The sequence below is a fragment of the Parasediminibacterium sp. HNIBRBA5674 genome, assembly GCF_056745525.1.
This window is the reverse complement of sequence record NZ_JBQWIE010000028.1, coordinates 1-12378: the sequence shown is the minus strand read 5'-3', so window position 1 is coordinate 12378 and position 12378 is coordinate 1. Positions and strand designations below refer to the sequence as shown.

Annotated in this window: 13 protein-coding genes; 9 read left to right on the top strand and 4 right to left on the bottom strand. The window is 37.4% G+C overall.

Annotation, left to right across the window (positions count from 1 at the left end; genetic code table 11):
* Positions 1–10 precede the first annotated feature (10 nt).
* Together ACT9TX_RS13600 and ACT9TX_RS13595 are read right to left on the bottom strand one after the other, a co-directional pair.
* Positions 11–1552, bottom strand: a complete 1542-nt coding sequence (locus tag ACT9TX_RS13600; RefSeq protein WP_481338996.1) for a flavin monoamine oxidase family protein — start codon at positions 1550–1552, stop codon at positions 11–13.
* A 238-nt stretch (positions 1553–1790) separates the two neighbouring features.
* A complete protein-coding gene (locus tag ACT9TX_RS13595) occupies positions 1791–2741 on the bottom strand; it encodes a DUF3078 domain-containing protein (protein ID WP_481338994.1) in 951 nt (316 codons plus the stop codon).
* A gap of 219 nt (positions 2742–2960) precedes the next feature.
* On the opposite strand from ACT9TX_RS13595, the gene miaB reads away from it, so the two are divergent.
* The 9 genes from miaB (at position 2961) to ACT9TX_RS13550 (ending at position 10760) form a co-directional block, all read left to right on the top strand.
* Complete coding sequence (miaB, locus tag ACT9TX_RS13590; RefSeq protein WP_481338992.1) at positions 2961–4391, top strand: tRNA (N6-isopentenyl adenosine(37)-C2)-methylthiotransferase MiaB; 1431 nt, start codon at positions 2961–2963, stop codon at positions 4389–4391.
* Between the two features lie 25 nt (positions 4392–4416).
* Positions 4417–4746 (top strand): nucleotidyltransferase family protein, encoded by a 330-nt coding sequence (locus ACT9TX_RS13585; RefSeq protein ID WP_481338991.1) that lies wholly within the window; start codon positions 4417–4419, stop codon positions 4744–4746.
* Positions 4736–5089, top strand: a complete 354-nt coding sequence (locus tag ACT9TX_RS13580) for a HepT-like ribonuclease domain-containing protein (protein WP_481338989.1) — start codon at positions 4736–4738, stop codon at positions 5087–5089. Before ACT9TX_RS13585 ends, ACT9TX_RS13580 begins: the two co-directional genes overlap by 11 nt.
* Positions 5089–6375 carry a sigma-54 interaction domain-containing protein gene (locus ACT9TX_RS13575; protein WP_481338987.1) on the top strand — a complete coding sequence of 429 codons (1287 nt, stop codon included), beginning with the start codon at positions 5089–5091 and terminating at the stop codon, positions 6373–6375. The genes ACT9TX_RS13580 and ACT9TX_RS13575 overlap by 1 nt, the downstream gene beginning before the upstream one ends.
* Before the next feature lie 56 nt (positions 6376–6431).
* On the top strand, positions 6432–6947 hold the full coding sequence (gene lptE, locus ACT9TX_RS13570) for an LPS assembly lipoprotein LptE (protein ID WP_481338985.1): 516 nt from the start codon (positions 6432–6434) through the stop codon (positions 6945–6947).
* 22 nt (positions 6948–6969) lie between these two features.
* Entirely contained in the window at positions 6970–8388 is a 1419-nt protein-coding gene (locus ACT9TX_RS13565; protein WP_481338983.1) for a hypothetical protein, read from the top strand.
* Between the two features lie 2 nt (positions 8389–8390).
* The gene (gene secG, locus ACT9TX_RS13560) at positions 8391–8708 is read left to right on the top strand and encodes a preprotein translocase subunit SecG (RefSeq protein ID WP_481338981.1); all 318 of its coding nucleotides are present in this window, start codon (positions 8391–8393) and stop codon (positions 8706–8708) included.
* A 71-nt stretch (positions 8709–8779) separates the two neighbouring features.
* On the top strand, positions 8780–9820 hold the full coding sequence (mltG, locus tag ACT9TX_RS13555; RefSeq protein ID WP_481338979.1) for an endolytic transglycosylase MltG: 1041 nt from the start codon (positions 8780–8782) through the stop codon (positions 9818–9820).
* Complete coding sequence (locus tag ACT9TX_RS13550; protein ID WP_481338977.1) at positions 9813–10760, top strand: YihY/virulence factor BrkB family protein; 948 nt, start codon at positions 9813–9815, stop codon at positions 10758–10760. The genes mltG and ACT9TX_RS13550 overlap by 8 nt, the downstream gene beginning before the upstream one ends.
* Before the next feature lie 182 nt (positions 10761–10942).
* On the opposite strand, the gene ACT9TX_RS13545 is transcribed toward ACT9TX_RS13550, so the two are convergent.
* On the bottom strand, positions 10943–11332 hold the full coding sequence (locus ACT9TX_RS13545; protein WP_481338975.1) for a type II toxin-antitoxin system VapC family toxin: 390 nt from the start codon (positions 11330–11332) through the stop codon (positions 10943–10945).
* The gene (locus ACT9TX_RS13540) at positions 11317–11550 is read right to left on the bottom strand and encodes a hypothetical protein (protein WP_481338973.1); all 234 of its coding nucleotides are present in this window, start codon (positions 11548–11550) and stop codon (positions 11317–11319) included. Before ACT9TX_RS13540 ends, ACT9TX_RS13545 begins: the two co-directional genes overlap by 16 nt.
* Positions 11551–12378 lie beyond the last annotated feature (828 nt).

Sequence of the window (12378 nt, the reverse complement as noted above, 5' to 3'; positions counted from 1 at the left end):
GCTAAAAGATTTATGTTGGTGATTGATAGGCTAGTTTTTGTTCGTTTACTCTTGCGTGAATATTGGCAACAACGCTACGAGCAGAGAGAAATGCGCCAGCCATCCAAGCGTTCCAATAGGTTAAATGTTCACCTGCAAAATACACATTGCCATCTGGTTTCAGCAGCGCTTGATACACCGATTTTCGTTCTGCATCGCTATACAAAGCCCAGCCACCTTGGCTGTATTTGGTATTGTGCCATGCAATAGAAAATGATTGCTCAAATTCTTTGCTGTATTGTGGGTGAATCAAGCTGCCTTTTTGCAAAGCCATTTGTACACGTTCTTTAAAACCTAAAGCACCTGTACGTTTGGCTTTATCGTTAAAATTATAGCAGCCAATGAGTACGCCTTTCTTGCCTAAGAAATCGTTATTCGGGTAAAATATTTGTGTCAATTCATTATTGGTATGTGTAATGCCGCCATAAACACCCTCATCTTCTTCCCAAAAACGCCTTTTAAATTGTAAGCCAATTTTACAAGTGTTAATGTATTGAATAAAGTCAATAGCCCTACTTACATCGCTAGAAAAGTTGTGGTTAATATTACTTAACACTGGTAAAGGAATGGTACAAATGCACAAATCGCCTTGTATTTGTTGTGCACCTTGCTTGGTATTGTAACTAATAGTAACGCCGCTATTGGTGTTCTTAATATTGGTTACTTCTGCGCCAAATTGTATGGGTGATTTTAGTTTTGCCTGAAAAGCAGTGGCAATTTTATCCATACCACCTACTGCTTGAAACATGGTCATTTGCAGTTCGTAAGTGTAATAAGTAACGTTGTAAAAGTCTGGGTCAAGTAAGCCAGAAGCGATAATATCTTGTAGCTTATAAGCTTCTGAAATTACCCCTTCTTGATTACCGGCTGCTGGTTCTTGTGTATAGCCGCGGCGTGAAGAAGCTTTGTACAGTTTATCAATATCTAAACCGCCTTCTGCACGTAAAAACTCAATAATTTTTTGGGTATCTTCTTTGGTTAAAGCTGCATCTAGTTGGCTTTTATCTATCGCTTTTGCTAGCAATTCACTGGTATAGCCACGCACATCGTTTTGTATCTCTTTAATGCGAATTTTTTTGTTAGATAATGGGCCTTTGCCTTCGGCAAAATAATAAGCCGCTTCGTTAACATTGTTGTACGTTTCAAGTGGTACACCAAGTTCTTTGCAGTATTGCAATGTAATGTGATGATGATGCGCAATACGACTTGGCCCTGCGTTAAAATACAAGCCTGCATCAAAGCCAGCCGTTTGTAATGGTTGATTGATTTCTTGATTGGTAGTACCTTTTCTAATACTAAAGCATCTGCCACCTACTCTATCTCTAGCTTCAAGTAATACACATTCGTAACCCAATTTTTCTAGTTCGTAAGCAGCACTCATGCCTGCAAGACCAGCACCTAAAATGATGATTTTTTTGCCTTTGCCACTGCCTTTTAATTTAAATGCATTAGCAGGTGCAGCTTTTAACAAGCCTAAAGCAAGCATGGCAGGATAAGTACCACCTGCAAGCATACCAGTTGATGATAGAAATTGTCTTCTAGAAAGTTCTTTCCGTTTGATACAGCACAGTTTTAGTTAGCCGTAAAGTAGTTAATTATTGGCAACAACTAATTATTGCACTAGAGAAAATGCATATTTTTTTGAAGAACGGTTTTAGAATAGCAATTTTTAAGCAACAGATTATATTATTCTCACAAAAAAGCCACTCATTTAGAATGGCTTTTACTAAAAATAATACATGTAAATATTATTAACGCTTTCTTTTCACATTCAATGGTCTTAAATAGTTAACCCCAATTAAGCTTTTGGTTTGTAAACCAGGGGCATTACTGTTTGGGCCAAAAATGCGTACGTTATCATCGTAAATTAAATCAAGACCATAAGTTGCACTGAAGTTTCTATTAATTTTAAAAGAAAACTGATTGGTCATAAACACATTAATGTTCCAAGGATTGTTTTTATAGTTAGAGAACAAGTCTAACCTGCCTTTGTATGTTACGTTTTTAGCAATCGTGTTGTTATAGTTAATGGTTGCAAAAGCACCAATTTCTTGTAAAACGTGTTTGCCGCTATCTAAGCCATAAACACCTTGTTTTGCCAACTTATTACTAGCAACAATCACTGTTCTTGAGGTTAAAGGTGATAAGAATACAGATAGTTTATCAGAAGGCTTATAATCAAAACCGACAGATAACACCACATAGGCAGGCGATAGAGCCGTAGAAGTAAGCGTTGCATTATTACCACTAAACGAATAACCATCAAAAAATTGGGTTCTAAAATTGAATAAGCTAGATAAATACCACTTACCAGTGCTATCCATTTTGTAGCCGTATTTGCTTAAAAAATCTATCCTATCATCATTTTTTCTACCACCAAGGCTAGTGCTTTGTACATAACCAAGGTTTACGTCAAGGTTATTGTCAAAGCTTATTCTATCTTTTTTGTGGTACATAAAATAATTGAAGTAGCCACCAACCGCCAATGTAAAATTATCACCACCAGCAGCCCAATTACTTAGTGATGCTTGCGATAAATTAAAACTCAATAAACCGCCCTGCTTCCATTTCCATGTGCTTGTATCTGCTTCTTTTTTGATGGTTCTATTGGTTTCGCTTCTTAATCTGTTGAGTACCACAACTTGCGCTTTTACCGACGATACACCCAAACTGATTAAGACTGCCAATACCAAATGCTTCATGTTGCTTGCTTTTTTGGCGAAAATAAGTGTTGAGTTTGTGTTTCCCAAGTAGTGTGTAGAAAACATTTAGGGCAGATTTTGTTAAAGTTTTTTATATAAGCATGTAATCAATTTAAACAAGGCGGTATGGTTCGCTCTACAAATTACCACTTAACAAACATTCGCTGCCAAACTGACACAAGTTTCTCTTATTTTTGCAGACAAAATTTTTCTTGAATAATGGAAATGTTAGCGTTGCAAAACAAAGTGCATGATGAAACAAAGCAAGGTGAAGCGTTTGCGCCGTTTGAATTTGAACCAAATATCTTTAAAAAGCACTTTTATATTGAAAGTTATGGCTGCGCCATGAACTTTAGCGATAGCGAAATTGTGGCTTCTATTTTAAATAACGAAGGCTTTGGTGCTACCAAAAACTTAGAAGAAGCCGACTTAATTTTTGTAAATACTTGCTCTATTCGTGAGAAAGCCGAAGCTACTATTCGTAAGCGTTTAACAGAATTTAGAAAGCTAAAAGAAGCGAGAAAAGGCGTATTGGTAGGCGTTTTAGGCTGCATGGCAGAAAGATTAAAAGCCAAATTATTGGAAGAAGAAAAATTGGTTGACATCGTTATTGGCCCAGATGCATATAGAAGCTTGCCCAACCTAATTGAAGAAGCAGAAGGTGGACAAAAATCGGTTAACGTTCTGCTAAGTAGAGATGAAACCTATGCTGACATCTCACCTATTCGCTTAGATAGCAACGGTGTGAGTGCATTTGTATCTATTATGCGTGGCTGCAATAATATGTGTAGCTTTTGTGTAGTGCCATTTACACGAGGTAGAGAACGTAGCAGAGACGCAGTTTCTATTGTAGCCGAAGCAACCGATTTGTTTAATAAAGGTTATAAAGAAGTGACGCTTTTAGGGCAAAATGTTGATAGCTATTATTGGTTTAATGAACAGACCGATAAAGCCGTAACATTTGCAGAATTGCTAGAAATGGTAGCGTTGATTCATCCTGATTTACGTGTGCGATTCAGCACATCTCATCCTAAAGATATTACCGATGACGTATTGTTCACTATGGCTAAATACGAGAACATTTGCAACTATATTCACTTACCTATACAAAGCGGTAACTCTCGTATTTTACAACTCATGAATAGAACCTATTCTAGAGAATGGTACTTAGCGAAAGTGGATAGAATAAGAGAAATACTGCCAGATTGCGGCATTACAACCGATATTATTACTGGTTTTTGTACCGAAACAGAAGAAGACCATCAAGATACGTTAAGTGCCATGGCTTACAGTAAATACGATATGGCTTATATGTATTTCTACAGCGAAAGGCCGGGTACATTGGCTGAAAGACGTTTTGATGATGATGTACCATTAGAAGTAAAGAAAAGACGTTTGCAAGAAATTGTAGACATGCAAGGCACTTTATCAACTCAAAGTAATTTGAATGACATTGGAAAAACCTTCAAAGTCTTAATAGAAGGCAATAGCAAAAAAAGCGACACAGATTGGAGCGGCAGAACTGAACAAAACAAGTCAATTGTGTTTCCTAAAGGCAATTATCAGTTGCAAAAAGGCGACTATGTACACGTAAAAGTAAACGAATGTACAAGGGCTACTTTATTGGGTGAGATAGTCAATAGTCAATAGTCAGCAACCTTTAAATTTGTGACTTATGGTTGATATAGTAAAAAATAATTTGGATGGCATAGCTGAGGCTTGCAAAAAATACAAGGTGAAAGAGTTATATCTGTTTGGTTCAGCGGCACAAGAAAAGGATTTTGGCCCTAAAAGCGACATAGATTTTTTATACACTATCGATTTAGATAATTTTAGTACTTGGGATTCTGAGAACTATGATTACATAGATAACATTCTAGATTTGGAAAAAGCATTAACCCAATTGCTAAAAAGAAAAGTCGATCTTGTTCCCAATATTACAACACAAAATAAATATTTAAGAAGATCTATAGATGCAAGTAAAAAAATAGTTTATGCTGCTTAAAGAAAAAGAACGCTTATTAAAATATCTATGTGATTCATTGTTAGCAGCAGAAGAGTTGGAAACATATGGCGTTTTAAATCCTTCCAAATTTGCCATCAGCAATGTTAAATGGATTGCTGAAAGAGGCATAGAAATAATAAGCGAAGCATTAAAAAGAGCGCAAGTAATAGAGCCAAATCTCCCAATAACCAATTTGTATAAAATCTTTGCAATAAGAAATAAGATTTCCCATGAATATGATTTAGTTGACCCTTATCAATTATACTTGATTGTGAAAAATCATGTTCCAATTTTAATAGCAGAAATCAAAATTTTAGTTGACAAAATAGAAACTGACTCATAATGGATTTACAAAGCATAAAAAATAGATTTGGCATTATTGGTAATGCACCTACGCTAAACTTTGCATTAAACACTGCGGTACAGGTTTCTACAACCGATTTAACGGTATTAATAGTTGGTGAAAGTGGTGTGGGTAAAGAAGTTATTTCTCAAATTATACATGCTACATCGGCAAGAAAACACAATCCTTTTATTGCACTAAACTGTGGTGCCATACCAGAAGGTACTATTGATAGTGAACTATTTGGTCACGAAAAAGGTGCATTTACAGGTGCTGTAGATAGCCGTAAAGGCTATTTTGAAACCGTAAGTGGTGGTACAATTTTTCTGGATGAAATTGGTGAAATGCCACTTGGTACTCAAGCACGTTTGCTACGTGTGCTAGAAACTGGTGAGTTTATTCGTGTAGGTTCGTCTAAAGTACAAAAAACCGATGTACGTGTTATTGCAGCTACTAATAGAGAATTACTAGAATTTGCAGAAAAAGGCCGTTTTAGACAAGATTTGTATTACCGTTTAAGCACAGTACCTATTCGTGTACCAGCTTTACGCGACAGAAAGGAAGATATTTTATTGTTGTTTAGAAAGTTTGTGGTTGACTTTGCTGAGCGCTATAAAACCACACCTGTTCAGCTAGATGAAGAGGGAAGAAATTTGTTAATTAACTATCCTTTTCCAGGTAATGTGCGTGAATTAAAGAACCTTGCAGAACAGATTTCTGTGTTGAGTAATTCGCAAACGTTAAACGCTAATCAGCTGCGTAAATTTTTACCAGAAAAAGTGGTGAATAGAATGCCAATGCTAGCTAGCGATGCAGCACCGCAAGGCGAATTTGCAAATGAAAGAGAACTTTTGTACAAGCTTTTCTTCGATATGAAGAAAGATGTGACAGAGTTGAAAAAGATGTTCTTAGAAATATTGCAAAACCCTTCATTGGCAGGTACAGCGGCTAATTTTACCAAAGAAAGTTTAATGAGCGATTTTCATGCAAATGGCGGTTCGATGGATTTGCAGCCGATGTTGCCTACACCTAGTTATCAGCCTGCGCAACCAATTGCGAATGCTTATCAGCCTAATAATAACCAAGCAGTACTATTGAATGAAGACGATATTCATCACCATGAAGAAGTAGAAGAAACGCTAAACATAATGGTGATTGAAAAAGAACTGATTATAAAAGCATTGAAAAAACATAAGGGTAAGCGTAAAGATGCCGCAGCCGATTTAGGCATTAGCGAAAGAACATTGTACAGAAAGTTGAAGGAATACGATATTGATGATTTGTAACCATTTTTGCCCCAACCCTAAAGGGAGTTTTTTAAAAATATAGATAACTGAAATTTATGTTCAAGGTAAAAAAATATTCACTTTTCACCTTTCACCTTTCACTATTAGTGCTTTTGTGTTCTTGTGGTGTGTACAAGTTTAAAGATGTATCTATAGACTATAATAAGTACAAAACCATCAAGATTAATTTTATTGAGAATAGAGCACCAATTATTAATACACAGCTTGCACCAAAGTTGAATGATAAACTGCAACTTAAAATTGTGGGGCAAACACGCCTAACAAGAACAAGTAGCGATGATGCTCATTATCAGTTAAGTGGTTTTATATCTACTTATAATGTTACAACCACGGCAATATCATCTACACAAGCAGCTACCAACCGTTTAACGGTTGGCGTTCACATGATTGTGAAAGATATTTTGGAAAATAAAACGGATGAATTTGATGTAAGTCGTAACTTCGATTTTTCAGCCAATTTATCCCTTGACCAAGCCTATGTTCAGTTGCAGGATGAGATTATTCGCAACTTAACAGATGAAATTTTCAACCATATTTTTTCTAATTGGTAATCTATTAGTATTTTCATCCCCGATGGCAATAGAACAAGTATTATACAACCTTTCAGGAAGCAACCACCTATCATCTGTAGGTGCTGACGATTTGCAACAAATCGCCAACGAATTTCCTTATTTCGCCCCAGCCCAATTTTTATTAGCCCTAAAACAAAAAGAACAAAGCAGCTACAGCTATAATGGCCAAATACAAAAAGCAGCTTTGCACTTTAGCAATCCTTTGTGGTTGCAGTACCAATTACACAACGGCAGTATTGCCGAACCTGTGTTGGAAAAAGTAATATTAAATGGTCAGGCGAAACAAACAACAGTAACGCAGTCAATACCACCAGTTGTAGAAGCAGTTGTTGAGTCTACTCAGGTTGCGTCTATGCCAGTTGTTGAAGAAGCAATTGCAGCTTTACCAACTGAAAGTACAGAACACGTAGAAACTGTTTCAGAAACTACAAACAACGAAGTTGAAGCTGCTGTAATAGAAGTGCCAGTAGTAACAGAAATTGTAGATACCACCTTAATTGCTGAACCTTTTTTAGATGAGATATTTGTACAAGCTCCAATTCTGAATACACCTACACCAAATAATCCTGTAGATGATAATGGCTTTGTAGATTATTCGGCTTATGCGCTTTCTAATTCACTCAAAGATGTAACACCTCCTGCGCCTATCGTAAAAGTTGAAGCCCCAGTAGTTATCTATGAGCCGCAAGCACCAATCTCAGATAATAGTATAACAAACAGTTTTGGCAGTGATAATAGTGGCGGTTTTTCAATCCCAACATTAGAAGCTGTAAAAAAACTATTAGACGTAAATGCTTCAACACCTGCCATTCAAGTTGAAACACCTAAGCCAAATATAGCTACCATACCAAGTTATAGTTTCAATGGTTTTGCAGATGCTGCAACAGAAATTGCACCAAATGCAGTGGCTTTAAGTGAAGCATTTACAGAGGAAGAAGTGGATGTATTGGAAGAAGAAGATAAACACCCAATTAACAACATTGCGTCTGTATTATCTAGCCAAATAGCTGATTTTAAAAAGCCTATTAGTGAAGATGCAAAACTAGAATTTGAAGCCGAACCTCTATTTAAAGTAGATTATTTTGCTTCGCAAGGCATTAAAATAGATTTAACTAAGCAGCCGCAAGATAAATTAACCGTTCAGTTAAGGCGCTTTACAGATTGGTTAAAACAGATAAAAGGGCAAGGCCCAAACCCACCGCAAGACCTTGGTACTGACCCTGAATTGGAAAAAGCCATTGCGAATATTGCCAAAACGTCTATCGCTGCAAGAGAAATTGTTACCGAAACTATGGCCGATGTTTTCATCAAACAAGGCAAGGTTGACAAGGCAATTCAGCTTTATATAAAATTAAGTTTTTTAGATCCTGAGAAATCCGCTTATTTTGCGGGCAAGATTCAACAATTAAAAGGAATATAATCATGGTGTATTTGTTTTTAGCTTTAATAGTGTTAGCCAGTGTGGCTCTTGGTGCAATTGTTTTAATTCAAAACCCAAAAGGTGGTGGATTAGCAGGTAATGTTGGTGGTTTAAGTAACAACATTATGGGCGTAAAACAAACCAACGATGTGTTAGAAAAAGGAACTTGGATTTTTGCAGGTGCAATTGCTATTTTAGCATTAACCTCTTCATTATTTTTAAAAGGTGGTTCTACTACTTCTGTAGATAACTCTTTATTAAATAAAGTAAATACGAGCGGTGCAGCACCAGCGGCGCCAGCTGCTCCTGCTAAAAAATAATTATTGGTTTATTAACCACAAATTTCCCCGTCTGTTTACCTCAGTCGGGGTTTTTTATGTACTTTGATGCCATGAAGCGATTCCTAACTTTTTTACTGCTAATAATAGTTGTTGTAGGTGCTATAGCTGCCTACCTTGTATTTGGTTCTGCCACCACTTTCGATGAAAAAGCGAAAAGCTTTGTGGTAGAAGATGGCAAAACCGATAAAGCTAGCGTACTAGAAACACTAGAAAAAGAGCATATTATTGACAATACCTTGATGTTTGGCTTACTAGCAGACCAATTGAATGTATGGCAGCGCTTAAAGCCGGGTAAGTTTCAATTAAAAAATGGCGACAATCTTTTAACCCTTGCCAAAATCTTACGCAATAACCGTCAGGCCGAAGTGAAATTGGTTATCAATAAACTACGTACCAAAGAAGATTTTGCAAGATTAATAGCCAAGAATTTCGCAACAGATAGTATTGCAGTTATCAATTTCCTAAACAATAAAGATAGTTTACAGCCTTTTGGCGTGAATGATAAAACCGTGTTTACCATCATTCTACCAAATACCTATTCCTTTTACTACTTCACACCGTTAAGTAAAGTATTGGCAAAAATTAAAAATGCTAGCGATGCTTTTTGGGATGCAAAAGACAGAAAAATCAAAGCCACAGCCCTCGCTTTATCGCAAGCAGAAGTGTACACTTTGGCATCTATTGTAGAAGAAGAAACCAACAAAGAAGCCGACAAAGGCAATATTGCAAGTGTGTACCTCAATCGCTACAACAAAGGCATGGCGCTTGGTGCAGACCCTACCGTTCGCTTTGCCATGAACGATTTTACTATTAAACGTGTGTACGAAAAATATTTGCAAATAGAATCGCCTTACAATACTTACCGCAACAAAGGTTTGCCCCCAGGCCCTATTTGCACACCAAGTGCTAGTACCATAGATGCGGTTTTGAATGCTCCTAAAACAGACTATTTATTTTTTGTGGCCGATGCAGATTTAAAAGGCGGTAGCCATTTTAGCAGCAATTACGCCGAGCATTTACAATACGCCAAAGCATACCAACAAGCATTAACCATCTACCTAGAAAAGAAGCAGGCACAAGCGGATGAATAAATTGAAAAGAAACATATTGCAGCTAAAGCCTGTAAGATTTTTGTCTGCCAAAAGCAAGCAAGCAATATTTCCTACTACCACTTTAAGCTGGTACGATGTCACCACGTATTTCTTTAAACAAATAGACAAACTAGGCTTAAACGAACGAGCTTCGGCTATCTCGTTTAACCTCATTATGGCCTTACCTGCGGCCATATTGTTCTTGTTTTCTATCATTCCTTATTTACCACAATCGGCCGATTTACAAACAGAAGTATTGGGTTTATTTAAAGATATCACGCCCAATTCTAGCACCTATATTTTCATACGCAACTTGCTCAATGGCTTAATGGAGCGCCAAGTGGGTTTGTTTTCTTTCGGTTTTGTGTTGCTTATTTACTACGCTTCTAATGCCATGATTGGCGTTATCAGAACCTTCGACCGCTCTGTGCTTGAGAAGAAAAAGTATTTCCTGCATAAACGCTTGCGAGCCATCAAACTCACCCTTATCCTTATCGTGTTAGTATTGGCTTCTGCTACCCTACTCATTGGGCAAGACCAATTTGCCCTCTTGCTAAAAAGTCTCTTTCACATGAAGCGCAAGGCACGCATACAATGGTGGAACGGTGTGCGATGGTTTATTCTCGTAGGCTTTCTGTTTTATGGTATTGGCCTCATTTACAAGTTTGCACCATCGGTTAAAAAGCGTTGGCCGCTACTGTCGCCGGGCTCGTTTTTAGCCACCATACTCACCTTGCTTACCACCATTATCTTGTCGTATTGGGTCAATCATTATGCCCGTTTCGACAAAGTGTACGGCTCTATCGGCACCGTTTTAGTCATCATGCTATTAATCCGTTTCAATGCCCTCATTTTGCTCATTGGCTTCGAGCTAAATGTGAGTATTATGTACCTCACCGCACAAAAAGAAAAGCCAACCACCGAAATAGAAAAGCAGTAGTTGGTTACCAGCTTTGGGAGTACTATGATGCTTCGTTGCGCACACTTTTACGTTCTGTTCGCTGTGCGGCTTTTATTGTAACGTAGATATTTTACACAAAGGTTTTACTTGTCATGCTGAGGCACGAAGCATCTAACCTAAACGTAGTAATGCTGTTGGTGAAAGCAACAGCGACTGAAAAATCATTCTACAATTATCAATTCGTCCACCCTTTCAAAATGTTTTTTATTGAGTGTAGCTATAGGCAACCCAATGGTAACAGCCGTTGCAGCTATAAATAAATCGGCAATAGCAATCTGCTTACGCTTGCGCTTTAGTTGTTGGTTAATAGCTACGGCTGTATCTACGCAGCTACTATCAAAAGGAATAACAGAAATAATTTGTAGCACATCATTCCAAAATGTTAATTGGCTTTCGGTAGCACCTGAATATAACTCGTACTTTGTAATTGCTGAAATTACAAATTCATAACCTTGCTTCACAAAGCCCATCCAAATGGTATTGGCTTTATCAGTTTTACGATAATAATCTATTAAGATTGAGGTATCAACCAATATTACTTTGTCCGCCATTGGTTAATCGCTTTACGGTTATTGTCTATTGCATCAAGTTGTTTTTGTGTAGCAACAGGGCCGTTTAACAACAAGGTTTCTAAATCTTGTGATTTACTAAGATTCACTTTAGTGGTTTCTTTATCAATAGCAGCCTTTAGTTGCTGCAACTTTGCTGTTGGCAATGTTTTCACAATTTTTACCAACTGGTTAAATTCTATATCTAGCTGTATTTGCATAATATCAAATTTAGTGTTTTAATTCACAAAACCATTTTTCTACTTCATTGCAAAAATAAAAGCTGTTGGTGAAAGCAACACCAACTGCGGCGGAAAGGTTTTACTTGTCTTGCTGAGGAACGAAGCATCTAACCGAAAAAAGTAATGCTGTTGGTGAAAGCAACACCAACAGCAGCGAAAATCTCATCTTTTCTAACACAGACTGCTTCGTACCTCGCAGTGACGAGAACCTTTTGTTTACCAGCTTTTGTACTTCTATGTAACGTCTGTTGCGCACACTTGTACGGCTAGATACTTTATTAGGCTTTTATCGTAGCGTAGTTGTTTCACGCAACGAAACGAAGAAGGCAAAGGTCACAAAGGTTATTTCTTTTCGCCGCTGTTGTGTCTTTGACCAACAGCAAATACTAACTCGGGCAGGTCTCTGACCTTTTTCGTAGAGGGTACTTAGCTGTAAATATTTCCTTGAAAAATAAAGTAACGTTGTAGCACTGGTCAGAGACCAGCGCTAGTGGTGTCTAACTCGAGCAGGTCTCTGACCTGTTCGTAGAGGTCACTTAGCTATAAATATTTTCCTTGAACAATCAAGTAACGTTGTAGCACTGGTCAGAGACCAGCGCTAGTGAAGATAAAGGAACCAACGTTTTTTTTCATCCTCAGCCCTGTTTCGTGTCTTCAAGAAACATAAATGAAAAAGGTACGTGAGGACACGTACCAAAGCTAGGTTTATCTCAGCCCTGTTTCGTGTCCTCACCACAGGTGTACGAAAGATAAATTAGCTCTTTGATACAATAAAATTAAATTTATCCGTTGCTTTAAGATGGAATT